Origin of the sequence: Croceicoccus sp. BE223 (assembly GCF_031457155.1) — a bacterium.
Taxonomy (GTDB): Bacteria; Pseudomonadota; Alphaproteobacteria; order Sphingomonadales; family Sphingomonadaceae; genus Croceicoccus.
On record NZ_JAVDWB010000001.1, the window covers coordinates 581,110 to 605,039 of the forward strand.

Consider the following 23,930-nt stretch of genomic DNA (forward strand, 5'->3'; position numbering starts at 1 on the left):
ATGAAGACCGCAACCCTGATCGCCGCCGCGCTGGTGGCCCTGGCCCCCGTCGCAGCTTTCGCGCAGGAAGGAGGCCTGACCGGCTCCGTTTCCGACGAGAGCGAGTGGCAGGATCTCGGCATCGCGATCCCCGCCTTTCCGGCACAGGCCGATGTCGCCACCACCGCCGCTCCCAAGACGACCGGCGCGCTTGGCGTCGCGCTGGCGCAGATCATCACCGACGATCTGAAGAACAACGGCCTGTTCAAGCCGGTCGGCCCCAATTCCCTGCCGCGCATCGCCTTTGGCGAGGCGACCAGTCCGCAGTTCGGCAAGTGGGCGGGAATGGGCAGCGAGATGCTGGTTCACGGGTTCGTCAAGGCGGCGCCGAACGGGCAGCTGACCGTGGGCTGCTACCTCTACGACGTGCAGCTTCAGTCCGAACTGGTGCGCGAAGGCTATGTCGTTTCCCCCGCCGACTGGCGCCGCGCCGCGCACAAGTGCGCTGATCTCGTCTATTCGCGGCTGTCGGGCGAAGACCCGTTCTTCGATTCGCGCATCGCCTACATCGCCGAGAGCGGACCCAAGGGTAACCGCCGCAAGCGGCTGGCGATCATGGACAGCGATGGCGCCAACCACACCTTCATCACCAGCGGATCGAGCACGGCACTGACGCCGCGCTATTCGCCCGACTATTCGAAGATCGCCTACCTGTCGTACACCGACGGCAATCCGCGCATCTACGTCTATGACGTCAACAGCAAGTCACAGACGCTGGTGGCGCAAAGCCGCAATCCGACCTTTGCGCCCCGCTGGTCACCTGACGGTAAGTGGATCCTCTATTCGATGGCGATTTCGGGCAACACCGACATCTACCGCGTTTCGGCGGCGGGTGGCGGCACGCCGGTCAAGCTGACCAGTAGCCCCGGCATCGACATCGGCGGTTCCTATTCGCCCGACGGCAGCAAGATCGTGTTCGAAAGCGACCGTTCGGGCAGCCAGCAGATCTACGTGATGAACGCCGACGGTTCGAACCAGAAGCGGATCAGCTTCTTCGGTGGGCGGGCAGCGACCCCGGAATGGAGCCCGCGCGGCGACCAGATCGCCTTTACCCATATTGCCGGCAATTTCCGCATCGCGACGATGAGCCCTTCGGGCAGCAACCTGCGCCACCTCACCGATGCCTGGCAGGACGAGGCCCCGACCTGGAGTCCCAATGGCCGCATAGTCCAGTTCTTCCGCACCGAGCGCGGTTCGGGCGCATCCAGCCTGTGGCAGGTCGACCTGACCGGTCGTCACTTGCGCAAGCTGCAGACGCAGGAGGACGCATCCGATCCTTCGTGGGGACCGGTTCGGCCCTGAATGCGTTAGTTGATCACACACGAGCGGACGGACCCGGTCGCACCGTTCGTCTCGCCAATTCCCCCGCCCGCGACACCCGGTCCGGGCAAGATCGTTAGGAGAACCCCCGCCATGTCTCATTCGCGCTCTCGCATGGTCGCGCCGCTTGCGCTGATCGTCGCCGGTTCGCTCGTTCTCGGCGCGTGCAAGACCACGCCCAAGGAACTGCCGCCCGAGCCAAGCACGCCGACGACCACGGCGCCCGACACCGGCAGCGGCGATTACGGCGCGGCAACCCCGGGCAGCCAAGCCGACTTCGTCGCGCGCGTCGCTTCGGACACGGTCTATTTCGACACCGACGAATACACCGTCGATTCCGCCGACATGGCCGTGTTGCAGAGCCAGGCGCAGTGGCTGCTCCAGTATCCGACCAAGCGCCTGACGATCGAAGGTCATGCCGACGAACGCGGCACGCGCGAATACAATCTCGCGCTCGGCGAACGTCGTGCCAATGCGGCGAAGAACTATCTCGTCGGCCTCGGCGTGTCGGAAAGCCGGATCACGACCGTCAGCTACGGCAAGGAGCGCCCCAAGGCGCTGGGATCGGACGAGGCATCGTGGGCGCAGAACCGCCGCGCGGTCACCGTCACCATCGATTGACCGCAGAGGTATCCCTTGGCCCGGTTTCGGGCTAGGGACCCGTCATGGCCCGATCGAAGCGATCCATTGACTGGGGTTTTCCCCGCTGGCGCGGCTACGAAGCCGGTCGCGAGGCGCAGAGTGTGCGCCTTTGCGACCGGGTCGGCTGCGAGGAGGTGGGCGACTGTCCGGCTCCAAAAAGCCCGAACAGTCCGGAGCGCTGGTATTTCTGCCAGAAGCACGCCGGCGAATACAATAAGGGGTGGGACTACTTCGCAGGGCTCGATGCCGAGGAGGCCGCCGCCCGCGCCGCGCAGGAACAGCGGGACAACGCGGGCTACCGCGAAAGCGCGCATTACGGATGGGCGGGTTCGGGCGACGGTTCGCGCAGCCGCGACGAACTGAATGCGCTCGATGCGCTCGGCCTCGACCCCGACGTCGACTTTGCCACCGTCAAGAAGACCTGGCGCAACAAGGCGAAGGAAGTCCATCCCGACGTGAAGCCGGGCGATGCGAACGCGGCGGCGGAATTCCACAAGCTGCAACTGGCCTACGAGGTTCTTCGCGCGGCGGAGGACCGGCGGCAGTGGGCCGGGCCGCAGGACTAAGTCCCGCTATCCTTTTCAGATCCGGTCGGAGCGGAGCTTCTCCACCGATTCCTCGATGATTGCCGCGAAAAGCAGCGGGGCGGTTTCGGGCAAAAAGTGATCCGCGCCCGCGATCTCGTCGAGTTCGCCATTGGGCAGGGCCGCGGCCAGCGCCCGGCTGGGGATCGCGAAGGCGGGGCGCGTTTCGGCGCCCATGGCGACCCGCACCGGCGCTTCGATCGTTGCAAGCTGTTCCGGCCCGATCTTCGTCGGCGGTTCGCCTCTTCCCATCAGCAGCGGCATCATTCTGTGGTTGGCGAGGTACATCGCCTGCCGTTCGGGCGCGAGCGCGGCAAAGGCCCTGCCGACAAGCTGGCGAACGGCGGCGACCGTGCCTTCCTTTTCCAGCACTGCCCCGACCGCGCCGAACAGACTGCCGGCATCCTTGCCGAATGCCTCGCGACCGGCATCGTCGGCGATATACTGGCCGAGCGCCGCTTCGTAGAGCAGGGCCGAGGCAAACAGGGCCGGGGCATCGAGCAGGGCCTGCAGCGCGACATGGACCGAATAGGACCATGCCACCAGATGCACGTCGCCCCCCATCGCTGCCGCTTTTTCGCAAACCTCGCGGGCGTGCAGACGGGTTCCGAAAGCAGCGCCGTCGTCGGGCCAGTCGCTCTCTCCGAAATAGGTGAGCGTGATGGCCTCGACCTGCCAGTCGGCGGGAAGCGCGGCAACGACGGGCTGCCACAACCGCGCGTCGGCCGCGGCGCCGTGGATCAGCAGAATGCGTGTCTCGATCATCGGCAGGTTGGTAACCTGTGAAACCGGGCTTGCCAACATGAGGCTGCCCGGATCACGATGCGGCGTGCGCCCGCTCATCGTCACCGCCGCCTTGCCGGCCGATCTCTTCGCCCTCGCCGATGGCCTGCGCCGCGCGCATTTCCCGCCGGAGCGCAACAAGATCGCGGCGCACCTCACCCTGTTCCATGCGTTGCCGCCTTCGTGCGAGGGGGAGGCGCGGCGCTGCCTTGCCGACCTTGCCGCCACGCATCCGCCGCCGGCCGCCGCGCTGACCGGGGTGATGTCCCTGGGGCGGGGGACGGCGCTGGCCATCGAAAGCCGCGCGCTGCTGGCCGTTCGTGCCGCGATCGCGGATCGTTTCGCAGGCTCGCTCACGGCGCAAGACAATCACCGACCCCGGCTGCACGTCACTGTCCAGAACAAGGTCGATCCCGCGGAGGCGAGGGCGCTGCAGGCCGAACTGGCGGCGCGCATCCCCCCGCGCGAATTCGCCATTCCCGCGCTCGAACTGCACTTCTACGAAGGGGGGCCGTGGAGTTTCGCCGCCCGCTACGCTTTTCGAGGCAGAGCATGAATCGAAGGTGTTGACCGGCGGGAACGACCCGCCTAAGAGGCGCGCCTGCCCGCCGCCAAGCGGCGCGGCACGGCCCATGGGGCGGAGTAGCTCAGCTGGTTAGAGCAGCGGAATCATAATCCGCGTGTCGGGGGTTCAAGTCCCTCCTCCGCTACCATAAACCCTTGCAAATCAGCGTTATTTTCAAAGACGATTTTCGGCCGATTGGGCAGGTTTACAGTGACCTGTAAACTTTTCAGTTCGACAGGCGGTCTACCAAGCTGACGACGACCCGCGCTTCATCGACGTAGCGCGCCCTGATTTCGGCGACCTTCTGTGCGGTCCATCCGACGATGCGGGCGATCTGTTCGTCGGTCAGGCCTTTCACAGCCAGATAGGTGACGAACGTCCCGCGGAGGTCGTGCAAGGTGCGGTCGAAGCCTTCGGGCTTGCGACGCTGCCAGACGGTCTCGAGGCCGCTGACTGTCCATCGCTTGCCGCGACTGTTCAACAGCACCGGGCCGGTCTTGCGGCCGATCTGTTTCAGGAACGCAGCCAGATCGGCGAAAATGGGGATCACGGCGCGACCGCCGCGCTTGCGGGTCTTTTCAATCGTGATCTGTTTTTCGAAAACCTGCGACCAGTCGAGCGCGACCAGGTCGCCCAGGCGAAGGCCAGTCAGGCTGGCGAGGCGGATCGCTTGCAGGACATGGGCCGGAAAATCGTCGATTGCGGCAACTGCCTGCCAGTGCCGTTCCTCCCAGATCTGTTCGGACTTGTCGGCTGAGTGCAGCGACTCGATTCCTTCGATCGCGTGAGATTTCGCGCGGCCGTTGCTGACTGCCCAATTCAGCAGAGTCGTCATCATCACGGCGGCCTTGTCGGCCGTGCGAGGCTGGGCGGCCCATTCGTTGCGCCAGTTAATGACGTCGCCTTTCGCGCGCCAATCGTTGAACGCTTCAACCGGCGCGGATCCGAACCTGGCCGAAATCCTGGTCAGCCAAAGGCGATAGTCTTTCAGGGTGCTGTCTTTCAGCCGCGCATATTCGGGACTGGCCTCATATTCTGCGATCAGCCAGTCGATCGTTTCCGCAGTTCGGCCGTGCGCGGACTGGCGGGCATGATACTGCGCGTCGAGTAGTTCGCGGGTGATGATCGGCCGCGGGCCTTCGACCTTCGCGATGCAAGGGCCGCCCCGCCAAGCATAGACATACCAGCGCGGGCCGACCTTCGTCGGTTTAGCGACTATGTGCAGGCCCGGCATTGCCCTGGTCTTTTGCTTTCCAGCGGTCATACGCCGACAATTCCCCCTGAGTCGCAGGCGGCCAAAAGGTCACGCCGTCCGACCGAATGTCAACGGCGGCAATTTCGAGGCCTTCCTGGCGCAGAAACTCCAGCGCCTCTTTCACTTCGGACAGGGGGACCAGGCGTCGTTTCGCGGTCATGTTCTATTCGTCCAGGTCGATTTCGCCGATCGCTTCGGCGTCGAGGATTTCGCGGGCCGGATCCGACGCGAAGGCCCAGGCGGTGCCTGTCCAGGTCGCGACGCGGCCGACGCGATCGGTGCCGACGACAAGTCGCCGGGCGCCGATCGTGCGGTCGCTGTCCAGGATCGGGCGCAGCTGCATCATGGTTCGGGGTTCAAGGTGAGGTCGTAACGACGCATGGGATGCCGCACAAAGCCGGCGTCGAAGTCGACCGGGAACCCGCAAACCCGATTATGGCGTTCCGGCGTCAATTCATCCCATGCCGCGCGCGCGACCTTTTCGTTGGTGTAGGTATTGATCAGGCGGAAGTCGCGTCGGTCGTGGCCGCCTTTCCATTCTGCGACGACAAGCCAGATCGTTTCGGGGAGCGGCGATTTTCCGCCTTTGCGGTCGAAGCCTATCACCGAATTTCCAAGCTGTTCTCTCATGCGGGATATTCCTTTGCTGGGCTTTTCAGAACGGGTGGCAGTCGCAGATCGCGAGGATCTTCGAACATTCGGGGCAGTTCGCTTGCGGCGCGGCCAGCCTGTTCAGGATCCCGCTGGCCGTCAGGCAGCGGCCGTTCACTTCGATCAGGTGATCAGAAACGCCCAGATGGTCGATGAGGCTTTCAATCACCTGAGCCGCGTCGCCGGCGAGGTCGGCGCCGATCGGCGTCGTCGCGGCTTCGCGGTGGCTGGCGAACAGGCCGGCCAGTTCGGGAAAATCGGCATGGCCGCGCGCCAGGAATAACGCCGCGCGATCTTCGTCGGTCGCCGTGATCGCGGCCAAGGTCTGTTCGTCGATCATGCCGGCAACCCATCGGCCAAGTGCCCAGGGCGGATCGTGAAGGCGGGCCAACGCATTGCCTGCAGATCTTCTATCAGCTGGTCGGCGGTTTCCGCTTCGATCATGGCGGCCTGGCCGGTCGGCAGGCATGCCGTGACCGACAGAGCGCGCAGGTGGCGTTCCAGGACGTCGCGCAGGCCTGGCTGTCCGACTTCGATTGGCGCTTGGACGACATGCAAGGCGCGCGGCGGGCGCGAAGCGACGACCAGGTCGAGTTCGATCCTGGTTTCGCGGCCCATGTCGGCGGTCAGGCGGTCGGCCTTTTCGCGGCGGAACAGGCCGGCCTGTTCGACCCGCGTCGTGAAGCCTTCGCAATCCTGCATCAGCCATGCGCCGCGGCGGCCGAACCAGATCCGGACAATGTCGGTCGGCGTCGTTTCGTGCTTCGTGGTCATTCCGTTCCCTTTCGTTGCGCTTCGAATCCGTGATTGAGGGCCGCGCAGAAATGCACGGCCGGCGCGCCGAAGCGGGTTCGCGCCAAGTGCCAGGCGATCGCCTGGATCAGCAGCTGCTGAATTTCGTTTTCGGCCGACCGGCGGCCGCGTCGCAGTTCTTCGCCGACCCGGTTCAGGGCCAGTTCGGTCGCGCGCTTGCGAGCGGGCAGGGTCGCCGGCGGCGGCAGCGCGCCTTCGCCGGTGCAGATCCATTCCCATTCGGCGGCCAGAGCGCGCCAGGCTGCGACGTCGGCGTCGGCGTCGGCCTGGTCGATCCGCTTTTCTGCGATCATCGCAGGATAGGTTCGTTCGCGCCGGGCGAGGGCGACGCGGCATTGTCCCCAGAGCGCGGCCCATTCGAAGGCGTAGGCGGGCCGATCGTCATCGCGTTCGATCCCGTCGACCAAGCGGCGGGTGCGCAGATCGGGACAATCGAAGGCGACTTCGGCGAGCGGTGCGGCGGTCATCAGATCACCGACCGTTCGGACAGCGGCCGCTGGAAAACCCAGCACTGAAAGATCTTGCCGTTCGGTGCGTTCACCGATTTCTGGCCCATAAACTTGCGGGCCTTCGACGCTTTCAGGTGCTTGCGCAGTTCGTCTTCGGTCGGCGGGTTCTGGCCGTGCGCCCTGCAGCGTTCCATGAATTGCGGGATGCTGACCGCGATGAATTCGTCGGCCTTGCGGTGATTGTTCAGCGGCCGGTTCGTGTCGTCGGCTTCGATTTCGACCAGGTAGTCGAAGATCCCCCAGAACTTTTCGATCGTCGGGTGTTCCGACGCTGCGATCAGCTGCCGCGTCTTCGTCATGTCGGCGATAAATTCGAGGCCCGCGCGGTGCGTTGCGTCGCTGATAGGGACGATGCAGCGCATGGCGGTGAGGGCGGCGGCCAGCTGCGCGTGATTGCGCAGCAAGCGCAGGTTGTGGACGCCCGACCGGGTTTCGAGTTCGGCGAAATACCGCTTGTAGCAGCCGCGCCAGGCTTCCATGAATTCGGCCTGTTTGCGCAGGGCGTGGATCACGAAACCCGACAGATCTTCGACCGGCCATTGTTCCAGTCTTTCGGCCGCTTCCTTCGTTTCGGTCGTGAAACCCGACTTGTCGAAGTGCAGGCCCATGATCCGTTCCATGACCGCCGGCGAGGCGTTCACAGGATCGTTCTGGGCGATGATGATCGAGCCCCGGAAATCGGGCTCGAACGTTTCCATGCCGCCGTTCTTCACGCCGCGCGAGCGGGTGGCGCGGCCGTTGTATAGGCTTTTCAGTTCTTCCCATTCGAACCGGCGCGCATGGGGCGCGCTTTCGTTCCGGTCGCCTTCGATCAGGACGACGGGCAGGTTCGACACTTTGCCCAGGTTGCGCGCGATCGCCGCGGCGGTCGCCTTGGTCGGGTCGAAGCCTTCATAATTTTCGCGGCCGCAGATCTTCCAGAGGAATTCGATCAGGGTCGATTTGCCGGTGCCGGGAAGGCCGGTCATTTCCAGGAAGGCGAGCGACTTGGTTTCGGTGCGGATCTGTTCGGCGAACAGCGTCATCAGCCAATAGGCGGTCGTGACCAGGCCGTTCATGCCGAAGGCGGTCAGGACGTCGCCGACCCAATCGACGGGAACCCGATCGGCGTCGAATTCGATTTCCAGCAGGCGTTCGCTTGTCGCGAGTTTCAGGGCGCAATCGCCGAAGTCGAAGAAATCTTCGTCGTTCAGATAGTGAACGCGGCCTTTGCGAACCGCGACCTGGCCCAGCAGGTAAACGTCGCGCTTGCGATCGTAGCCGGTGAATTCGACCGTTTCGACGGTCTTGATCCGGCGGGTCTGGGTCTGAACCAGGCGATCCAGCTGGTCGGCCGAGCCAGTCCAGATCGCGCCAGGGGCGACCGACAACAGGCGTTTTTTGAATTCCGAACTGGCGGCCAGCGCGCCGCCAGTGAAACCCGCTTTCACGGCCGCCCGATCGACGGGGAAGTCGACCCGCAGATAGTATTGGCTTTCGTCGGTCGCCGGGTTGCGCTGAAAATAGAGGGTGCGGAAATCGCAGTTGCAGATCCGCTTGATCGCGCCGGCCTGTTCGGCCGCTTTCATCCGGCGTTCTTCGATCGGCCGGTCTTTCCAGTCCGGGTTTTCGTTCAGTTCCTTCACGATTTCGTCGATCTTCGACAGGCTGAACGTCGCCCAGAAAAGTTCGCTGTTGAAGGTGACGGGGAAGCCAGCCTGGGGCCGGCGCTGCCAGATCAGGAACGCCTTTTCGAATGCGTCCTGGGCGATCAGGACACGGCCGTTCCAGCGGTAGGAATCGAAGTCGGCATCGCCCAGGCGATCGCGCTGCAGCAAATCGTTCCAGTCCAGCTTGTCGGTTTCGCCTTCGGGCCGGGGCTGGGCGGCGCTTGCTTCCCAGCCTTCCCTTCGGGCGCGGGCGACGAACTTGCGGGTGTATTCGGTGCCGGCCTTGCCGACGTCGAACGCGAAGATCAGTTCCGGACCCTTGCGCGCGGCATTGTCGCCGTTCGCGATCGCCTTGCGCAGCGCGTCGAGCGAGTGCGTCGGATAGTTGTTCACCGACATGAGGCTGACCGCGATTTTGCCAGCCTGGGCGAGCGCGGCCGCGTCGAAGATCCCTTCGGCCAGCCAGATTTCGTCGGCGTTGGCGAGCGCGGCCAGATCCTGTTGCGGGTGCTGCCACCAATGGCCCTGATAGGATTTGCCCCAGGCGAAGCGGGCCTTTTTGTCGAACCGGCCTGGCTGGTCGATCAGTCGTTCCCACCAGCTGTCGTTCGGCAAGGGGAAGCGGACGGTCGCGCTGGTCAGGTTGCGATCGCGGTCGTGATAGGTTTCCTGGCCATAGGATCCGCGCAGCAAGCGAAGATCGAGGCCGCGACCGTGCGCCAGGTAGGCATCGGCCGCTGCGTTCGGATCCTTTTCGGTTGCCTTGTGCCTGGTCGACCAGTTGTCGAAAATGTCGGGATAGAGTTCGCGGACGCTGCCTTCCCAACCACAGCGGTTCGAGCGGCCGCAGCGCAGCATCCAGGGTTTCGCGGCGGCGGTGAACAGTTCCTTTTTGCCGCATTGAGGGCAGCGGCCCTTCTGCAGCCAGTCCCCTGCCTGGTCGCCGAACCCATAGTCGGAGCGGACCCGTTTCAGGACTTCGATTCGAATGTCGTCGCGCATGTCGTGTGTTCGTTCTTTCTGGCAAGGCGAGGGCGCCGCCGGGATCGAGCCTGGCGCGCGGGGATCTGGGTTCGGGTGCAGGTGGAGTTAGGTCAGGCGATCAGGGCCAATTGTGCCGGCGGGTCGACCGGCGGGCGGATCCTGGCCCATTGTTCGGCGTAGGCGGGAAAGTCGGCGTCGCGTTCCAGCTGCGCCCTGCAGGGAGCGATCCAGCGGTGCCGGGTGTCGTGATCGCCAGGCGTCCAGATCATCAGGCTATAGCTGGTCGCGCTGCTGGCCTTCATGGGCTGGCCGGCCGCGTCGAGATTGAACGGATCCGGCGATCCGGAACGGATCAGGCGGCCTTTCAGCAGGACGACCCGTTCGCTGTAAGTGACGACCCAGGACGGCCGACAATCGGGACCGAACAGTTCACCATAGCGGGCGCCGCCTTCGGCGAAGGACGACCGAACGAACATGACGACGCCGGCGCGAGCGATCTGGCGCGCCCTGGCGATGAACTTGTCGGCCAGGCGGAACGGCGGGTTCGTGATGATCCAGTCAGGCCGCGCATATGTCGCACCCGGCAACAGGAAATCATGCAGGCCGTGCCGGTTGCTGTAGCGGTGAACGTCAGACGCGATCACGGTGCCGAAGTATTCGGCGAGCGGGTCGGCCATGAACATTTCGCCGCAGGCCGGTTCCCATGCCGTTTGCCACGACAGATCCTGACCCAGATCGCGGATAAGGAATTCGCAGATCGCGCGGGTTGCCCAAGGCTGGGTCGGGAAATAGTCGAGACTGTCGGCCGGTTCGATCCGGCGTTCCATGACCGCAGTCGATCGGTTGCCGGCGGTCATTGAAAAATTCCCAAGGCATCGCCCAGGCCTGCCCAGAACCCGCCGGCCAGCAGAGCGAGGCCAAGCCAGGTCGGCCAAGTTATGTTCGCCATTCCGCGCGGACGGTCGTCGCCGATCATGCGGCGTCCCCCAGGTCGGTCGCTGTCGCGGTGTGATCTGTCACGCGGTCGATCAGTTCGATCAGTGCGAGGTTCGTTGCCGCGGCGCGCAGGGCATAGGCGCGGGCCGCTTTGAGCGAACCGACGCTGATATGATCGCGGGCGCCGTCGGCAAAACGGGCGCCGATCGCCGCGAGGCGGGTGCGACCGTCGTCGGCGTTCCAGTAGGCGTCGAAGTCGGCGTCGGGCGAATGACCGAACTGGTCAATCTGACGCATCCGTTCGGCGAAGACTTCGGCCAGGGCGGGCGAGAAATTCAGGATGCCGGTCATGCCGCGCGCTCCATGCTGGCGGTGAAATCGGTCGCCAGTCGCCAGTCGGCATAACCGGGGCGGGCCGAAACGGGCCGCGCAGACGCGACGCCGATTGCGGCGAGTTCGGACAGACCGCGATGATGCAGGGCGCCACGGATAACCTTGCAATCGGCAAGTGCCCGGAACGCGGCGGCGGCGGCGGGTGCCAGCGGGGGGTCGAACTGGTCGATCATTTCGCGATCAGATCCCAAAGCTGCGCCCACTTCCCGTCGGTGATCGCGGGCAGGAACACGATGAAAATGGTGGCGAGAGTGGCGACGCCGACGATCAGGCGGGCCAGCATCAGAGCGCGACCTGCAGGGCGCGCAGGGCGCGTTCGCGAGCCAGGCGCTGCTGGCGCCGCGCGGTCAGATCCAACAGATGATGGACCCGTTCGATTTCGTTCCATCGCAGCGGCCGCTGGAACTGGACGCGGCGAAGGCGATCCAGTTCGGCGCCGGCGGTCATTTCTTCGAAGCGGACGCGGCGAGCGGAGTCGGCGACGGGCTTGACGGAATCGGGCATGGTTTCCCCCATCAGAAAAGGTTCAGTTGATTGGGATCCGGCAGCGCGCCGGGTGCCGGGATTGTCTCGCCAGGCATGCGTTCCATCGGACGCATCGGCAGGTTCAGGGCCGGATCGGGGATGCCGCTGGGCGACAGGCCGTATTCGTAAGACAGCGATGCCTTGAAGGAATGGCCGCAAGCGGCGTTCCGGCAGATGTAAAACAGTTCGCGAAAGGTCGGCGTGATTTCGCGGCTTGTCCGGCGCAACACGGTCGACCGGCAATGCGGGCAGCGCAGGTCACCGCTGCGATCGGCGTCGTCGTGGACGAAGCTGACCGACGGCGCCGCCGCGATCTGTTCTGCGATGTTGTGACCCCCGTCCATTTTGTCGCCTATCCCAAGTCGGCTTTGCCGGTTTCGTTGCGGAGAATGGAAAGCCCTTCGTGCAGGGCGGCGATCGCTTCTTCGGCTTCGCGTTCGGCGCGGCGTCGATCGGCGGCGCCCGCGCCGGGAAGGGCGGCGCGCATCAGGGCCGCGAAGGCTTCGCCCCCTTCTTTCGCCGCGTTGCTGGCGGCCAGGCCCAGGCATTTGCTGCGTTCGGTCGCTGACAGGGCGGCCAGTTCCAGCTGCAGCTTGTAAACCTGCATGAAGGGCGGTTCGGCGCCGCCGTGTTCCAGATACGCCTGGTCGAGCCGGCGCGCGTCGATCAGGCGGATTTCGGCGTCGGTGTCAGGATCCGACCAGTTACGGACGGCACGTTCCGTCACGCCGCAGATCGCGGCGCAGCGGTCCCATCCGATATGCGCGGCGACGATCGTCAGCGCGCGGTGGAAGGTGATCGGTTCGCGGCGCTTGGTCACGCAACGCGATCCGATTGCAAAGCATGGCGGGAATTGAACGGGACATTCAGTCGCCCGCTATCTACGCCCAGGAATTCAGGGGCAGGCGGATAGTTGCGGGGGTAAATGTCCGGGCGAAGATCATGGCGCGAAATGCCGGTTTCGGCTTCCACGGCCAGAACGTGTTCGGCGGGGAGCCGCTTCGACGACTGCAGCCATTTCCAGACTGCGGTGTTCGACACGTTGCAAATGCGGGCCAAGTTCGCTTGCGAACCCAGCTTGTCGGCGGCGAGGTTCAGAGCCTCGAACGGGGAAAGATCATCAACCATAGTTGACGCTAGTATCAACCATTGTTGCGGGCGTCAACAACCAGAATTGACTATCCCCAATCAACCTAAGTTGCGATTGGTCGGGGCATGATTTTGCCCGAACGCCTTCGGTCTTTGCTGGACTTGCGGGACATGAGCCAAGCAGCCTTGGCGCGTGCCGTCGGCGTGACGCCGCAGGCGATCAGCAAGATCGTTCGGGGAGAAACGACCGACACGGCGAAGATCTACGCGATCGCGCGGGCGCTGCGCACGACGCCGGAATATCTGACCGGCGAAAGTGACGAACCGGACGATTTAGGGGCTGCGATGCAGGATCGGCGCCTGGCCTACGTGGCCCAGGCCAGTGAGCCGGTTCCCCAGGAGATGACCGGCGAGGTCGTCCCGGTGCGCGAACTGGATCTGACGTTCGGCATGGGCGCGACTTATATGGACGTTCCCGTTACCGAGCATTCGCGCCATTTTTCGCGCGAATGGTTGCGGCAATATACGCGGTCGGATCCCGAAAACCTGCTGTTCGCGCAAGGTGCTGGCGATTCGATGTTCCCGACGTTGCTCGATAGCGACTTGATGCTGATCGACTGTTCGCAGCGGACGCTGAACATGACCGACAAGATCTGGGCGGTCGCCTGGAACGATTGCGGCGCGATTAAGCGGCTGCGACCGACACGCGACGGGGGTGTGTCGATCATGTCGGACAATCCAAATGTTAGCGACGCGATCGCATACGATGACGAAATGCACATCCTGGGCCGGGTCGTCGCGGTCGTTCGGAAGGTCTGACAATTGACGTCTTTGTTTTTGCGAATGGCGTCCGCTGCACAATTGGACGCCTGCATTGCCGCTGTTCATTCCGACTTGGAATCGTCGGTGTTGGCCTGCCGTAGACCGGCCGCCGTCGCACTTTTTGATGAGAGGTCACTAAGCGCAGCTTACTTTGACGCTCTGCGCGCAGGAGTGACTGCCGGTAAAATGGCGGAGCATCCCATGCCCAAGGTGCGCGAAAATCTGGTTAAGGCTTTCGACGATAAAATGGAGCGGAACTAGTAGTTATGAACCGGCTGCTTTATGGCGATTGCCTCACCCATTTGCGCGACATGCCCAAGTGGAGTGTTGACCTCGTCTATCTGGACCCGCCGTTCAACTCGAACCGCGACTATGCGGCGATCTACGAGGATGAAACGGGCAGGCCATTGCCGGAGCAAATCGACGCCTTCAACGACCTCTGGGAACTGTCGCCGGAGCGTATCCAAGAGATCAAGATGATGCCCGTTCTTATGCGGGACGCGGGGATTCCGGACGAGGTTGCCGAACTGTGGCGGCACTGGATGGCAGCGCTTCGCAACGCGCAACCGCGGCTCTTGTCCTATCTCTCCTACATGACGGAACGGCTGCTACCGCTGCGATCTATCGTGCGGCCAACTGGCTCGATCTACCTTCACTGCGACCCTACCGCCTCGCACTACATCAAGGCGATGATGGACAGCATTTTCGGGCACCAGAATTTCCGAAACGAGATCATCTGGCGACGCACCGGGGCGCACGGTCGGGCCAAGAAATGGGGGCCCATCCACGATACGATCCTTTTTTACACGCGCAGCGACAGCTACACTTGGAACCGGACCTTCGAGAAATACGACCAGTCCTATATCGACGACTTCTACCGCCACGAAGATCGCCATGGCCGCTATCGTTATGTGACGCTGGACGGTCCCGGTAAGCGCGGTGGTTCGTCGGGCGAGCCGTGGCGAGGTGTAGATCCGACGCCAAAAGGGCGGCACTGGGAACTTCCCCCAGACCGGGCGCTTCCGCCGTGGTTCAAGCATCCCCCGGGATACGCCGATATGAGCGTCCAGGAGAGGCTTGACGTGCTAGACGATCAAGGGCTGATCTATTGGCCGCCACGGGGCTCTGTGCCGCAATACAAGCGCTATCTGGCGGTGGCCGAAGGCAACCCCATACAAGACATTATCAGCGATATTCGGCCCATTGGATCGCAAGCGGCGGAACGGCTTGGTTATCCAACTCAGAAGCCCGTGGCTCTGCTAGAGCGGATTATCAAGGCGTCCACGAACGAGGGCGATACTGTCCTCGACCCCTTCGCCGGTTGCGCCACCACCGTAGAGGCCGCGCACGGGTTGAAGCGTAAGTGGATAGGGATTGATATCGCCATTCATGCCATCAAGCGTGTGGCCAAGGTGCGCCTCGAAGACCGTCTGGGACTAGTGGAGGGCAAGGACTTCACAGTCGAGGGCATTCCTGAATCTGCCGAGGGCGCTCAGGACCTCTGGGAACGCGACAAGCACCAGTTCCAGAAGTGGGCAATCGAGCAAGTGGATGGGTTCGTGACCACCAAAAAGACCGCAGACGGCGGCATTGACGGGCGGCTCTATTTCTCGCTCCCCGGTTCGGCCGATTTGGAAAGCATGGTAATCGAGGTCAAGGGCGGCAAGCACGTCACCAAGGAGAACGTCCGTAGTTTGCGGGGCGTCCTTGAGCGCGATCAGGCGGCAATGGCCGGGCTTATCATTATGGGCGAAATGGGCGACCGCAAGACCAAGAACTTCGCCACTGAAATGGGCGATGCTGGCTACCTCGATGTGATGGGCGTCCAATACCCCAAGATGCAGATGCTGACTGTCGGCGATATTTTGGCAGGGAAGCGTTTCAACACTCCCACCGTCGCGAAAGCCCGGATGGTGGCGCAGCCGTCACTACCGCTCGGACGCTAGATACAGCGCCTTAAGCCCATAATTACTAATTCCGAAATGGAGGTCTGCAGGAACCCGCCGCCCACGCCGCCGGTCGAAATTCGAAAGACCCTTCAGCGTTGGGATTAGCCAGCTGTTTCCATTTCCAGGCGGGAGCGGAATCCGTTGCTGTCCATTTCGTGTTCGACCCGCGCGATCCGCCATGTCTTCGCGTCGATTTCCGATTTGAACCCTGACAGGGTCGCTTTCATGCCAGCGGCGATCGCGGCGTCGCCGTAGGCCAGCGTGACTTCGAAACTGGCCGCGGCGCGCGCCAGGCGGTTCGTTTCCGATTTGGCGGCAGCGTCGGCGTCGGCCTGGCTGGCATAGATCCGTTTCAGCCGCTTGCGGTTCTGGCCCCCGTGCGAGGCGGTTTTCTGTTTTGCGGCGCCCTGATCGTGCCAGGTCGCTTCGGCGCCGTCCTGGGCCTTTTCCCGCGACGCGCGGCGGTAGGAATAGCGATCACCCGCCGAGCGGGTCAGTTCGATCGACGGGATCGGCGACCCGCCGACGGTCGTGTCGGCGCCGATCGGCGCGAAGATCAGGTTCCCATCCTTCACGGTCGCGATCGCGTCATAGCGGCGGCCCAAGTCGCGCAGCAGCTGCATATCGGACTTGTTCGCCTGTTCGACCGACGTCACGACGGTCGCCGCGAAATCGGGATGACATGCCGCATTCAGGCCGTTGTCGGCCGCGACCTGGCCGACGATTTCGCCGATCGTCTTGCCGTTCCAGGTTCGCGTTCGGCGGGTGCGGAAGGACTTCGCCATGTCGGCCGAGCGGGCGCGCAGCGTGATCCTGTCTGGGGGCCCATCCCAGGCGACTTCGTCGACCAGGAACGTCCCCTTGTCGACCAGGCCGATCGCGACGCCGGTTCCCCGTTCCCATCCCAGCGAAACCTGCAGGCGGGACCCTTCGGGTGGCAGTTCGATTTCGCCGGTGCGATCGACCAGAACGATCTCGAGCTCGTCGCAGGATTCGGCGCGCTGTTCAGTGAGGCGCAGCGAAACCAGCAGCGGTTCGAACCTGTCGGTCAGATCCTGGCCGCCGTCGATCCTGACCGACCAGGCGGCGCGGGGCTGGCTGAATGCGCGATCGGCGCCCTGCTGGGCCATGATCAGTCGACCCGGCGCAGCGACAGGGTGAAATCGACGGTACGCGCCTTGCCGGTGTCGACCAGGTTCGCGTGTTTTTCGTCGACCGATTCGATCACGAACTGGCCGAGGATATTCCCCGACCCATCGGACAAGGGCAGCGCGTCGCCGTCGTCGGCCATGTCGACCAGCTTCGCGATCGACGAATAGTCGCCGGCGATCGCGGGCACGATCTTGCCGGTCAGGGTGACGGTGTCGGCGCCGGGCCCGGTGAACTGGCTGGCCGGCCGCGCGCCGAACCGATCGGTCGTCGCATGGCGCCAGTTGCGGGTGCGCGCGAGTTCATCGAACAGGGCGCTGTCGGTTTCGAAAACGAACATTCCCAGGGCAGCGAGCATCGGGCCGGATCCTTAAAATTGGTCGGTGTAGGTTGCCAGGCCGCGCTGGCCGTCGCGTCGATCGATGATCCGCGCGACCCGTTCAGCCAGCGCCTGCGCATCTTCGCCGTCGCGCTGGTGAATGTGGATTTCCCATTTCCCCGCGCCGCCCTGGGTTGCGCCAGGCGCGCCGCCGCCAGCCATGCCGCCGGCCGTCGGGCCAGCGCCGGCCAGGCCGGCCGACAGGCGGCCCATCGCCTGCAGCGGACGCTGGCCGCCACGATCGAGGCCGATGCCCAGGCCTTCGGTCATATGGCCGCCCATCTGCATCATCAGGCGCGACGGCGACTTGATCCCGAAGAACGACTTGAAAGCGGCGATCCCGTTGCGCGCGACAGCGAGCAGGCGATTGCGCAGGCCGAACGGGTCGATCAGCGACAAAAGGCCCTGCATCATCTGGCCGCCCAGCGACCGGAGCCAGCCAGGCGCGGCGGCCAGGACCGACTTGACCGCCGACCATCCCGCCGAAAACGCCGCCTTGATCCGATCCCAGTTCGCATAAACGAGATAGGCGAGGCCGGCGAGGGCGAGGCCGATCCCGACGATCAGCGCGACCATCGGGTTTGCCATCATCATCAGGCCGGCCTGCATCACGCCGCGGCCCAGGAGCAGGACGGCGGTTCGCGCCATGCCGAGATAGGGCAGGAGTTTCGCGACGGCCGAGAGGGTGCCGCCGAACAGGAACATGGTCAGGCCCAGACCGATCTTGATCACGGCGAACCCAGCGGCCAGCGACATGAGCGTTCCGGCCAGCTGCGGGTTCGCCTGCGCCCAGGCCGACACGCGCGACAGGATCGAATTGACCATGCCCAGGAAGCGGGTCGCAACCGGCAGAAGCGTCGTCCCCAAGGTGATCGCGAGGCGGCTTGCCGTGCTCAGGAACGATGCCCAGGCGACGTTCCCGTCCTGCAGTTCGCGCTGGTTGAACGCCTGGCTGATGGTGCCGGAACTGTTCGCGATCTGGGCGCGCATCGCCCGATATTCGTCCATTTTCAGGATCAGCATGCGCAGCGCCGATTGTGCCTGCATGTCTTCGACGACGAACCCGATCTTCGACAGGTCGCCGCCGGTCGCTTTTTGCGTGATTTCGGCCAGGGCTTCCATCGGCGTCCTACCCTTGGCGTAGGCCGCTTTCATCGCGGCGGGCAGATCGACGCCGAAGTTTTTCTGGAACGCCTTGATCGTCGCGGGCGAATTGATCTTCGCCAGCAGGTTTTTCACGTTGTTCCCGGCTTCGTCGGCATCGCCTGCGCCCTGGCGCGCGATCTGCAAGGCGGCCGACAGATCCGCGACTGCGCCGACGCCGTGTTGGCCCAGCGCCTGCATCTGCGCAGTCAGGCCGGGGAAGTGCTTCGCCATGTCCTTCACTTCGAAGGCGCCCGCGTTGCCGCTGGCGGCCATGATGTCGAGCGCGCGGGCGGTATCGCCGAGCCCGACTTTCAGATTGTTGAGGTTCGCGAAGGCGGCGGCGGCGCCGTCGGCCATGTCGACCTTGAACGCGGTCCCCAGCTGGCCGATCGGGCCGATCATCTGGACGGCCTGACGCGGATCCAGGCCCAGGCCAGCGAGGGTGTCGACGCCGGCGCGCATGTCTTCGGGCATGCGGTGTGCCGCTTCGGCCGCGCGCAGGATATTGTCGGCCATCGCGCGCGTTTCGCGATTGGTCAGGTTCGCTTTCTGCTGAATGTCGACCATGCCCGAACTGAAATCCATCGCCGCCTTGCCGGCGATCACGATCGGGGTCAGCAGCGTCGCGCCGCTGATCATCTGCTGTTGACCGGCCGCCTGCAGTTCCTGGCCGCGCGCGTCCATTTTCGCGTTGCGGCCCTGGCGCGCGAGTTCGTCGCGCTGGCGGCGGATCGCTTCGTTCGCGCCCTGGACGCGGCGTTCCAGTTCGCGTTCCTGGTTCGCAAGGGCAGTGACGTCGCCGGTCGCACTTTCGAGCTGGCGCCGAACGTCGCGCAGTTCGCGTTCCAGGCCGCGCGCTTCGCGCTGCATCCCGCCCAGAACCTGACCGCCGGAGCGGCCCAGGCCGATGATGTTTTTCAGGCCGCCCGACAGCTTGTCGACGCCGGTGAACTGGACGATCAGGTTCAGCAGGTTGTTCGACATTCGGGCGGCCTTTCGGGCGGTTCAGGGTCAGGCGGTCAGGCGGTTCGGTTCATCTGTTTGAACCGTTCGACCGCCAGATCCTGCCAGGCGGCCAGTTCGTCGAAATCCATTCCGATCATTTCGGAAAGGGGCCAATGGAACACGGCCGCGACGTCGGCGATCATGGCGTCGACGGAACGATCGCGCCGGTCAGCTGCGCGATCTGCTGTTTCTGCGCGGCCGACATAAAAAAACCGACGATCGTTCCCGCCACTTCGGCGAAGTCTTCGGCCGAGAGGTTGCCGGCTTCGGCTTCGGTGATGAACGGGTCGCAGATCCGGGGCAGGACGGTGATGATGGAACCAGCGTCGGAATTGACCAGGTTCGAAATCGACAGGCCGCGCAGTTCGCCGGCCTTTGGCTTGCGCAAGGCCAGGGCGGTCACGTTGCCGCCTTCGCGTTCGATCGGTTCGGCGAGGGTGATCGTGTAGGGCCGGGGCTTGCCGGTGGTTTCGGTGGCCGGCGCATCGGCGACGGGGGTGGCTTCGGTCATAGCGGGAACCTTTCAGGGCGATCAGCGGGCAGGCGGTGCGGGGTTCCCCGCCCTGGCGCGCCCGCTTTTTCGCGCCAGAGCGGAGAGGGTTGGCGAAATCAGGCGCCCAGGGCGGCGCGGATTTCGGCGTTGCGATCGATGCCGTCGACGATGAACACGCCGCCGACCATGTCGATTTCGATTTCCGTCCGCCCGTCGATCGACAGCTTGTAGTAGGACAGGACCGACTTGAACGTGTGTTCGGTGTCATCCCCCGGCTTGGCGCCGCCCATGTCGATTTCGACATAACGGCCGCGCGACACGACTTCGACGGCCTTCACCGCCGAACCGTCGTCGGCCTGATAGGCGCCGTTAAAGCGCAGCATGGTGCCGTCGTGCGCCGCGGCGCCGAACTTGCGGATCGCGGGGACCAGCAGGCCGCCGGCGACGAATTCCATTTCCAGCTTGTCCAGGCCCAGGTCGACGGCGACCGCGCCGACCATGCCGCCGCCGCGCCAGTCTTCGGTCACGATCTTGAGCGGGGGCAGGGTCACTTCGGCGACGACGCCCATATAGCTGTCGCCGTCGCCGTGCAGGTTCATGTTCTTCAGTTTGCTGGGAAGGCCCATTGTCTTTGCTCCTATGGCGCCGGGTCAGGGGAAGGGCTGGCCGGCATCAGGTGAAGGGGTTGCGCGCCGGATCCGATCAGGCCGCCGCGAGAAGGTTGGCGAAGTCGGCGTAATACTTCGCCGTGATCCGCTGGTTCAGCTGCAGGCCTTCCATCGGGGCCGTCGGCGTGAAGTCGTAGTCGATGACGAGTTTGCCGTTGGCGAGGTCAGTCGGCGAATTCAGCGCCTGGTCGAACCAGGCCGAGCCGCCGACGATCAGGCCGGCCGCCGCCTTGGCGCGGAAATCGGCGTTGATCGTTTCGAGAATGTCGCGGACCAGGCCGACGGTCAGCGGCTTGTCGATCGCCCAGAGAAGGCCGGCCGCGATCGAATCCTGCAGAACCTGGCTGGTCCGGACGGCGCTTTCGAAGGCAAACAGGGGCTCGCTGCTGCAGGTGCGGTTCCCCCAGAATCGGAACCCGTTGGTGCGGACCAGCGTCGTCACCTGGGCCGCGTTCAGGGTGCCCGCGTCGGTTTCGTCGTCCTGCAGGTCGAAATAAATATCCTTCGACAGTCCGGTCACGCCGGCGACGGGGACGTTCGACAGCGTCTTGTTCCAGCCCTGCGTTTCGTCGATCAGCGCGCGCAGGCCGACCGCGCGGGCGACCGCATCGCCCACGAACGGGCCGGTAAAATCGGGCCAGATCAGCATGAGTTCGCGGGCCGAGAAGTTGGCGCGATAGAGGGCGACAGCGGCGATGTCTTCGCCGATCGCGCGGGCATAGGCCATCGCGCGCAGCTTGGTTGCGATGACGGCCAGTTCGGTCGTGACGTCCTGCGTATCGAGGCCCGGCGCGGCCAGGATCCGCGGGCGGAACCCGGTCTGGACTTCGGCGGCCAGCAATGCCTGCAGGCCGGTGAACACGCCGTCGATCTGGTCGCCGATGACCAGGGTGTCCTGCGCGCCGGGGTTTTCGGGATCTTCTTCGGCTTCGGCGACGCGGACGACGATCAGGATCGGGCCGACCTGGTCGGCGATCGCTTCCAGCGTCGGTTTCAGGGTGCCGGTCGTGCCGGCATCGCCGATCACGCGGCGCAGATCGGTGATCAGGGTCGGGCGATCCAGCGGGAAGATTTCGTCGACCGCATCGTCGGCGGTGCAGACAAGGCCGATGATCCCGGTGGCGATCGTGGTGATCGCGCGGGTGCCGGCGGTCAGGACGTTGGTTTTGATTCCGTGCATGGGGTTCGGTTCCTTTTCAGAAAATCGGGACAGTGAGGCGCGAAACGGACGTCGGGCTGGCGGTGTCGGTGCGGCGGCCGGTGACGGTGATGATCATCTGACCCAGAGCGAATTCGCCGGCGACTTCGACCCGCTGAACCAGCAGGCGCGGTTCCCAGCGGGCCAGCGCGATCGCAGTCGCCATGACGCACAACAGGCGGGTTGCGGCATTGTTCGGCCGATCGAGCAATTCGAACAGCAGCGAGCCATAATCGCGGCGCATCGGGCGCGTTCCGATCGGCGTCGACAGAATGTCGCCGATCGACTGGATCAGGTGATCGTCGCCGTCCAGCTGCGCGCCGGTTTCGCGGTTCATGCCAATCATGTCGGCAATCCGGTCGTGCCGCTGCCGGTCGTGACGCCGGTGTGCCGGTGCGTTTTCAGGTGGACCCCGCCGCCGACGACGTCGCTGCTGGCGGTGACAGTGCCGCCCGAATCGACATTGCCGCCGACGCCGGTATCGCCGCTGATCTGGACGTTGCCGTTCACCTGGACATTGCCGTTCACGGTCGTTTCGCCGTTGATCGTGACCGGACCGTTCACGGTGACGCCGCCGTCGGCGGTGGCGGTGATCGTCGCGCCGGCGGGCAGTTCGATCACCATCGCATGCGCGGCCGCGTCGTAAGACAGGACCGCTTCGTCGCCGAAGCGGATCAGGTCGATCGCGCGGTTGTCGGCCGCCGGGAAGGCATCGCAGACGATCCCGCGCAGCGCGACGCCGGCGCCGATTTCGCCGGCGGGGCACAACAGCACGACCTGTTCGCCGACGCTGGGCGGGGTCCAGGTGATCGTCGCGCCATGCCGGCTTTCGATCCAGCGGATCGGGCCGCTGATCGCGCCGTCGTCGAATTCCACGGTGCAGCGCGCCGCCGACAGGTCGACGGCAGCGATCGCGCCGAAGCGGATCAGCTGGTCGGGATCGGTCGGGGCATCTTCGGGACTGCGCATGGCCGATGCCTTGCGCGCGCCTGCGCGATCAGGCCAGCGGCCGGGGTTGTGCCGGCCGCGCTTACAACGGGCATGATCGCGCGGGCCGGAACAATGTCAGATCAGGCCGGCGTCGATCTTGGCTTCGACGCCCTGGGCGACTTCGGCGACGCGCGCGCGGGTGGCGTCGCGGTCATAGGCGCCGGCATCGTCCAGGACGGCGTTGACGGCGCGCCGATGGATCTTGCCACGGTGCGAGAAGGTGACGGGGACGGTCCTGGTTTCGGGATCGTAGGCGCGGATCTGGGTTCGCATGGTCTGGGCCTTTCGTGTCGGGATTACTGCTTGCCGCGAACGGACCAGTAGAACCCCTGCAAGCTGTTATCGTCGCCGTCATCGGCCTGCAGCTGGACCGAAAACCCGTTCTTCGTGACGGTGCCGCTGATCACCTGGCACCACAGATCGCGATAGATCGACGCGGTCGAAACGACGGGCGTGACGCTGATCGCGATGATTTCGCCGACCGACCCGAAGGGCAGGGGGAAGGAAACCGCGACGACCGCTTCGTTCGTCCAGCTGCCCGTTTTCAAACCGGCCTGGTCCAGAAACCCGTTTGCGCGCTTTTCCCAGGTGCCGGCCGAATTGCTGCCGAACTTCGTCGCGTCGACAGCCTGCAGGAAGGCGGCCGCGTGTTTGCCGTCGAGCAAGTCGGCGTCCAGGCCGGAAGCGGCGCCATCGACCGTCTTGATCCTGGTCAGGATCGCGTTCGCGGTGAAGGCGGCCGCGTCCAATGGCGTGAACCCCAGGCGGGCGGGGATGTTCGCATACCAGCTGCCGTCCTGCCCATCGAGCATGTCGGCATCGAGCCCTGACCCGCTGCCGTCCTGACCCAGCAGCCACGACAGGACCGCGGCGCGGCCGGCGGCGGGGGTTAGGGCGCGCAGTGCATCAATACCGGCGATCGCTTCGGCAATGGTCGCCAGTTCGACAACGCCCTGGCGTTCGGTCGTCGCCGGCGGGTTCGAAAAGGTCGTGTCGCCGAACGTGACGGATTCGGCGTTGACGTCGACGAACCGGACGTCGACGGCCAGCGAGGCGATCGACGCGGCGGTTTTCACGACGACCGGATCGGCCTGGCCGTAGATCGCGAACAGCGTTCCGTCGGCGAGGTAAACGCCGAACGATCGCATCGAATAGGCGTCGGGGCCGTCGTCGAACATGGTGACATGGATCGTGTCGGGCGCGACGACTTCGCCGGAAATCGCCGAAACCCGCTTGATTTCGTCGACCAGGACGGTCGCCGCCGGATCGGGCACGATCGCCGTTTCGGACAGGCCGATTTCGGTGATCGCGACCGGTGCGGTGCCGGTGTGTTCGGCGTTGATCAGGGCAACGCGGCCGGCGTCGGTGACTGTGATCGTGAAAGGCATCGTGTC

At 64.7% G+C, this 23,930-nt stretch carries 32 protein-coding genes and 1 tRNA gene; 7 read left to right on the forward strand and 26 right to left on the reverse strand.

Features of this window, described 5'->3' with window-relative positions; all coding sequences use genetic code 11:
* The 3 genes from tolB (at position 1) to J2X37_RS02915 (ending at position 2,567) form a co-directional block, all read left to right on the forward strand.
* Positions 1–1,341, forward strand: a complete 1,341-nt coding sequence (gene tolB / locus J2X37_RS02905) for a Tol-Pal system beta propeller repeat protein TolB (protein ID WP_310017512.1) — start codon at positions 1–3, stop codon at positions 1,339–1,341.
* A 111-nt stretch (positions 1,342–1,452) separates the two neighbouring features.
* Positions 1,453–1,980, forward strand: a complete 528-nt coding sequence (pal, locus tag J2X37_RS02910; protein ID WP_310017514.1) for a peptidoglycan-associated lipoprotein Pal — start codon at positions 1,453–1,455, stop codon at positions 1,978–1,980.
* A 44-nt stretch (positions 1,981–2,024) separates the two neighbouring features.
* Positions 2,025–2,567, forward strand: a complete 543-nt coding sequence (locus J2X37_RS02915) for a J domain-containing protein (RefSeq protein ID WP_310017516.1) — start codon at positions 2,025–2,027, stop codon at positions 2,565–2,567.
* Positions 2,568–2,582: 15 nt separating this feature from the next.
* Here J2X37_RS02915 and J2X37_RS02920 read toward each other — a convergent pair whose 3' ends face one another.
* Positions 2,583–3,428, reverse strand: a complete 846-nt coding sequence (locus J2X37_RS02920) for an alpha/beta hydrolase (RefSeq protein WP_310017518.1) — start codon at positions 3,426–3,428, stop codon at positions 2,583–2,585.
* Between J2X37_RS02920 and J2X37_RS02925 the strand changes: the two genes are divergently transcribed.
* Positions 3,415–3,924: a 2'-5' RNA ligase family protein gene (locus tag J2X37_RS02925; RefSeq protein ID WP_310017520.1), complete on the forward strand. Its 510-nt coding sequence runs from the start codon at positions 3,415–3,417 to the stop codon at positions 3,922–3,924. The genes J2X37_RS02920 and J2X37_RS02925 overlap by 14 nt on opposite strands.
* 80 nt (positions 3,925–4,004) lie before the next feature.
* Positions 4,005–4,081, forward strand: a tRNA-Met gene (locus tag J2X37_RS02930).
* 78 nt (positions 4,082–4,159) lie between these two features.
* Here J2X37_RS02930 and J2X37_RS02935 read toward each other — a convergent pair.
* From J2X37_RS02935 to J2X37_RS03000, 14 genes are all read right to left on the reverse strand, one after another.
* Complete coding sequence (locus J2X37_RS02935; protein ID WP_310017522.1) at positions 4,160–5,197, reverse strand: tyrosine-type recombinase/integrase; 1,038 nt, start codon at positions 5,195–5,197, stop codon at positions 4,160–4,162.
* 154 nt (positions 5,198–5,351) lie between these two features.
* Positions 5,352–5,534 (reverse strand): hypothetical protein, encoded by a 183-nt coding sequence (locus J2X37_RS02940; protein WP_310017524.1) that lies wholly within the window; start codon positions 5,532–5,534, stop codon positions 5,352–5,354.
* Positions 5,531–5,818, reverse strand: coding sequence for a hypothetical protein (locus J2X37_RS02945; RefSeq protein ID WP_310017526.1), 288 nt, complete (start codon positions 5,816–5,818; stop codon positions 5,531–5,533). The genes J2X37_RS02940 and J2X37_RS02945 overlap by 4 nt, the downstream gene beginning before the upstream one ends.
* 25 nt (positions 5,819–5,843) lie before the next feature.
* Positions 5,844–6,179 carry a hypothetical protein gene (locus tag J2X37_RS02950; protein WP_310017528.1) on the reverse strand — a complete coding sequence of 112 codons (336 nt, stop codon included), beginning with the start codon at positions 6,177–6,179 and terminating at the stop codon, positions 5,844–5,846.
* The gene (locus J2X37_RS02955; protein WP_310017530.1) at positions 6,176–6,613 is read right to left on the reverse strand and encodes a hypothetical protein; all 438 of its coding nucleotides are present in this window, start codon (positions 6,611–6,613) and stop codon (positions 6,176–6,178) included. Before J2X37_RS02955 ends, J2X37_RS02950 begins: the two co-directional genes overlap by 4 nt.
* Complete coding sequence (locus J2X37_RS02960) at positions 6,610–7,119, reverse strand: hypothetical protein (protein WP_310017532.1); 510 nt, start codon at positions 7,117–7,119, stop codon at positions 6,610–6,612. The genes J2X37_RS02955 and J2X37_RS02960 overlap by 4 nt, the downstream gene beginning before the upstream one ends.
* On the reverse strand, positions 7,119–9,812 hold the full coding sequence (locus J2X37_RS02965) for a toprim domain-containing protein (protein ID WP_310017534.1): 2,694 nt from the start codon (positions 9,810–9,812) through the stop codon (positions 7,119–7,121). The genes J2X37_RS02960 and J2X37_RS02965 overlap by 1 nt, the downstream gene beginning before the upstream one ends.
* 92 nt (positions 9,813–9,904) lie before the next feature.
* A complete protein-coding gene (locus tag J2X37_RS02970) occupies positions 9,905–10,621 on the reverse strand; it encodes a hypothetical protein (protein WP_310017535.1) in 717 nt (238 codons plus the stop codon).
* Positions 10,622–10,766: 145 nt separating this feature from the next.
* On the reverse strand, positions 10,767–11,081 hold the full coding sequence (locus J2X37_RS02975) for a hypothetical protein (RefSeq protein ID WP_310017537.1): 315 nt from the start codon (positions 11,079–11,081) through the stop codon (positions 10,767–10,769).
* Complete coding sequence (locus J2X37_RS02980) at positions 11,078–11,296, reverse strand: hypothetical protein (protein ID WP_310017539.1); 219 nt, start codon at positions 11,294–11,296, stop codon at positions 11,078–11,080. Before J2X37_RS02980 ends, J2X37_RS02975 begins: the two co-directional genes overlap by 4 nt.
* Positions 11,297–11,405: 109 nt before the next feature.
* Positions 11,406–11,627: a hypothetical protein gene (locus J2X37_RS02985; protein ID WP_310017541.1), complete on the reverse strand. Its 222-nt coding sequence runs from the start codon at positions 11,625–11,627 to the stop codon at positions 11,406–11,408.
* A gap of 11 nt (positions 11,628–11,638) precedes the next feature.
* Positions 11,639–11,992, reverse strand: a complete 354-nt coding sequence (locus J2X37_RS02990; RefSeq protein ID WP_310017543.1) for an ogr/Delta-like zinc finger family protein — start codon at positions 11,990–11,992, stop codon at positions 11,639–11,641.
* 8 nt (positions 11,993–12,000) lie between these two features.
* Entirely contained in the window at positions 12,001–12,468 is a 468-nt protein-coding gene (locus J2X37_RS02995) for a hypothetical protein (RefSeq protein ID WP_310017545.1), read from the reverse strand.
* Entirely contained in the window at positions 12,465–12,776 is a 312-nt protein-coding gene (locus J2X37_RS03000; RefSeq protein ID WP_310017547.1) for a YdaS family helix-turn-helix protein, read from the reverse strand. The genes J2X37_RS02995 and J2X37_RS03000 overlap by 4 nt, the downstream gene beginning before the upstream one ends.
* Positions 12,777–12,863: 87 nt before the next feature.
* Between J2X37_RS03000 and J2X37_RS03005 the strand changes: the two genes are divergently transcribed.
* Complete coding sequence (locus tag J2X37_RS03005) at positions 12,864–13,556, forward strand: LexA family transcriptional regulator (RefSeq protein ID WP_310017550.1); 693 nt, start codon at positions 12,864–12,866, stop codon at positions 13,554–13,556.
* Positions 13,557–13,825: 269 nt separating this feature from the next.
* On the forward strand, positions 13,826–15,505 hold the full coding sequence (locus J2X37_RS03010; protein ID WP_310017552.1) for a DNA methyltransferase: 1,680 nt from the start codon (positions 13,826–13,828) through the stop codon (positions 15,503–15,505).
* A 104-nt stretch (positions 15,506–15,609) separates the two neighbouring features.
* Here the strand turns inward: J2X37_RS03010 and J2X37_RS03015 are convergent, their stop codons facing one another.
* From J2X37_RS03015 to J2X37_RS03065, 11 genes are all read right to left on the reverse strand, one after another.
* A complete protein-coding gene (locus J2X37_RS03015; RefSeq protein WP_310017554.1) occupies positions 15,610–16,638 on the reverse strand; it encodes a contractile injection system protein, VgrG/Pvc8 family in 1,029 nt (342 codons plus the stop codon).
* Between the two features lie 2 nt (positions 16,639–16,640).
* Complete coding sequence (locus J2X37_RS03020; protein WP_310017556.1) at positions 16,641–17,015, reverse strand: phage tail protein; 375 nt, start codon at positions 17,013–17,015, stop codon at positions 16,641–16,643.
* A 12-nt stretch (positions 17,016–17,027) separates the two neighbouring features.
* Positions 17,028–19,166, reverse strand: coding sequence for a phage tail tape measure protein (locus J2X37_RS03025; protein ID WP_310017558.1), 2,139 nt, complete (start codon positions 19,164–19,166; stop codon positions 17,028–17,030).
* Positions 19,167–19,201: 35 nt separating this feature from the next.
* Positions 19,202–19,330, reverse strand: a complete 129-nt coding sequence (locus J2X37_RS03030; protein WP_310017561.1) for a GpE family phage tail protein — start codon at positions 19,328–19,330, stop codon at positions 19,202–19,204.
* Positions 19,327–19,698: a phage tail assembly protein gene (locus J2X37_RS03035; protein WP_310017563.1), complete on the reverse strand. Its 372-nt coding sequence runs from the start codon at positions 19,696–19,698 to the stop codon at positions 19,327–19,329. Before J2X37_RS03035 ends, J2X37_RS03030 begins: the two co-directional genes overlap by 4 nt.
* A 98-nt stretch (positions 19,699–19,796) precedes the next feature.
* Complete coding sequence (locus J2X37_RS03040) at positions 19,797–20,306, reverse strand: phage major tail tube protein (protein WP_310017564.1); 510 nt, start codon at positions 20,304–20,306, stop codon at positions 19,797–19,799.
* Between the two features lie 76 nt (positions 20,307–20,382).
* Positions 20,383–21,528: a phage tail sheath subtilisin-like domain-containing protein gene (locus tag J2X37_RS03045; protein ID WP_310017567.1), complete on the reverse strand. Its 1,146-nt coding sequence runs from the start codon at positions 21,526–21,528 to the stop codon at positions 20,383–20,385.
* A 16-nt stretch (positions 21,529–21,544) separates the two neighbouring features.
* Positions 21,545–21,883 (reverse strand): GPW/gp25 family protein, encoded by a 339-nt coding sequence (locus J2X37_RS03050; RefSeq protein ID WP_310017570.1) that lies wholly within the window; start codon positions 21,881–21,883, stop codon positions 21,545–21,547.
* A 5-nt stretch (positions 21,884–21,888) separates the two neighbouring features.
* Positions 21,889–22,515 (reverse strand): phage baseplate assembly protein V, encoded by a 627-nt coding sequence (locus tag J2X37_RS03055; protein ID WP_310017573.1) that lies wholly within the window; start codon positions 22,513–22,515, stop codon positions 21,889–21,891.
* Positions 22,516–22,611: 96 nt separating this feature from the next.
* The gene (locus J2X37_RS03060) at positions 22,612–22,809 is read right to left on the reverse strand and encodes a hypothetical protein (RefSeq protein ID WP_310017575.1); all 198 of its coding nucleotides are present in this window, start codon (positions 22,807–22,809) and stop codon (positions 22,612–22,614) included.
* Positions 22,810–22,832: 23 nt separating this feature from the next.
* Positions 22,833–23,924, reverse strand: a complete 1,092-nt coding sequence (locus J2X37_RS03065; protein ID WP_310017577.1) for a hypothetical protein — start codon at positions 23,922–23,924, stop codon at positions 22,833–22,835.
* Positions 23,925–23,930 lie beyond the last annotated feature (6 nt).

Excerpts from the sequence above, each read along its gene's own strand:
- J2X37_RS02965 (WP_310017534.1), bottom strand. The coding sequence starts at position 9,812 with ATGCGCGACGACATTCGAATCGAAGTCCTGAAACGGGTCCGCTCCGAC.
- J2X37_RS02915 (WP_310017516.1), top strand. The coding sequence starts at position 2,025 with ATGGCCCGATCGAAGCGATCCATTGACTGGGGTTTTCCCCGCTGGCGC.
- J2X37_RS03040 (WP_310017564.1), bottom strand. The coding sequence starts at position 20,306 with ATGGGCCTTCCCAGCAAACTGAAGAACATGAACCTGCACGGCGACGGC.
- J2X37_RS03065 (WP_310017577.1), bottom strand. The coding sequence starts at position 23,924 with ATGCCTTTCACGATCACAGTCACCGACGCCGGCCGCGTTGCCCTGATC.
- J2X37_RS02955 (WP_310017530.1), bottom strand. The coding sequence starts at position 6,613 with ATGACCACGAAGCACGAAACGACGCCGACCGACATTGTCCGGATCTGG.
- J2X37_RS03000 (WP_310017547.1), bottom strand. The coding sequence starts at position 12,776 with ATGGTTGATGATCTTTCCCCGTTCGAGGCTCTGAACCTCGCCGCCGAC.
- J2X37_RS02920 (WP_310017518.1), bottom strand. The coding sequence starts at position 3,428 with ATGAGCGGGCGCACGCCGCATCGTGATCCGGGCAGCCTCATGTTGGCA.
- J2X37_RS02935 (WP_310017522.1), bottom strand. The coding sequence starts at position 5,197 with ATGACCGCTGGAAAGCAAAAGACCAGGGCAATGCCGGGCCTGCACATA.
- J2X37_RS02960 (WP_310017532.1), bottom strand. The coding sequence starts at position 7,119 with ATGACCGCCGCACCGCTCGCCGAAGTCGCCTTCGATTGTCCCGATCTG.
- J2X37_RS03035 (WP_310017563.1), bottom strand. The coding sequence starts at position 19,698 with ATGACCGAAGCCACCCCCGTCGCCGATGCGCCGGCCACCGAAACCACC.
- J2X37_RS03025 (WP_310017558.1), bottom strand. The coding sequence starts at position 19,166 with ATGTCGAACAACCTGCTGAACCTGATCGTCCAGTTCACCGGCGTCGAC.
- J2X37_RS03060 (WP_310017575.1), bottom strand. The coding sequence starts at position 22,809 with ATGCGAACCCAGATCCGCGCCTACGATCCCGAAACCAGGACCGTCCCC.
- J2X37_RS03030 (WP_310017561.1), bottom strand. The coding sequence starts at position 19,330 with ATGATCGCCGACGTCGCGGCCGTGTTCCATTGGCCCCTTTCCGAAATG.
- J2X37_RS03020 (WP_310017556.1), bottom strand. The coding sequence starts at position 17,015 with ATGCTCGCTGCCCTGGGAATGTTCGTTTTCGAAACCGACAGCGCCCTG.
- J2X37_RS03055 (WP_310017573.1), bottom strand. The coding sequence starts at position 22,515 with ATGCGCAGTCCCGAAGATGCCCCGACCGATCCCGACCAGCTGATCCGC.
- J2X37_RS03005 (WP_310017550.1), top strand. The coding sequence starts at position 12,864 with ATGATTTTGCCCGAACGCCTTCGGTCTTTGCTGGACTTGCGGGACATG.
- J2X37_RS03015 (WP_310017554.1), bottom strand. The coding sequence starts at position 16,638 with ATGGCCCAGCAGGGCGCCGATCGCGCATTCAGCCAGCCCCGCGCCGCC.
- J2X37_RS02945 (WP_310017526.1), bottom strand. The coding sequence starts at position 5,818 with ATGAGAGAACAGCTTGGAAATTCGGTGATAGGCTTCGACCGCAAAGGC.
- J2X37_RS02985 (WP_310017541.1), bottom strand. The coding sequence starts at position 11,627 with ATGCCCGATTCCGTCAAGCCCGTCGCCGACTCCGCTCGCCGCGTCCGC.
- J2X37_RS03045 (WP_310017567.1), bottom strand. The coding sequence starts at position 21,528 with ATGCACGGAATCAAAACCAACGTCCTGACCGCCGGCACCCGCGCGATC.
- J2X37_RS02980 (WP_310017539.1), bottom strand. The coding sequence starts at position 11,296 with ATGATCGACCAGTTCGACCCCCCGCTGGCACCCGCCGCCGCCGCCGCG.
- J2X37_RS03010 (WP_310017552.1), top strand. The coding sequence starts at position 13,826 with ATGAACCGGCTGCTTTATGGCGATTGCCTCACCCATTTGCGCGACATG.
- J2X37_RS02940 (WP_310017524.1), bottom strand. The coding sequence starts at position 5,534 with ATGATGCAGCTGCGCCCGATCCTGGACAGCGACCGCACGATCGGCGCC.
- J2X37_RS02990 (WP_310017543.1), bottom strand. The coding sequence starts at position 11,992 with ATGGACGGGGGTCACAACATCGCAGAACAGATCGCGGCGGCGCCGTCG.
- J2X37_RS03050 (WP_310017570.1), bottom strand. The coding sequence starts at position 21,883 with ATGAACCGCGAAACCGGCGCGCAGCTGGACGGCGACGATCACCTGATC.
- J2X37_RS02950 (WP_310017528.1), bottom strand. The coding sequence starts at position 6,179 with ATGATCGACGAACAGACCTTGGCCGCGATCACGGCGACCGACGAAGAT.
- pal (WP_310017514.1), top strand. The coding sequence starts at position 1,453 with ATGTCTCATTCGCGCTCTCGCATGGTCGCGCCGCTTGCGCTGATCGTC.
- tolB (WP_310017512.1), top strand. The coding sequence starts at position 1 with ATGAAGACCGCAACCCTGATCGCCGCCGCGCTGGTGGCCCTGGCCCCC.
- J2X37_RS02975 (WP_310017537.1), bottom strand. The coding sequence starts at position 11,081 with ATGACCGGCATCCTGAATTTCTCGCCCGCCCTGGCCGAAGTCTTCGCC.
- J2X37_RS02970 (WP_310017535.1), bottom strand. The coding sequence starts at position 10,621 with ATGGAACGCCGGATCGAACCGGCCGACAGTCTCGACTATTTCCCGACC.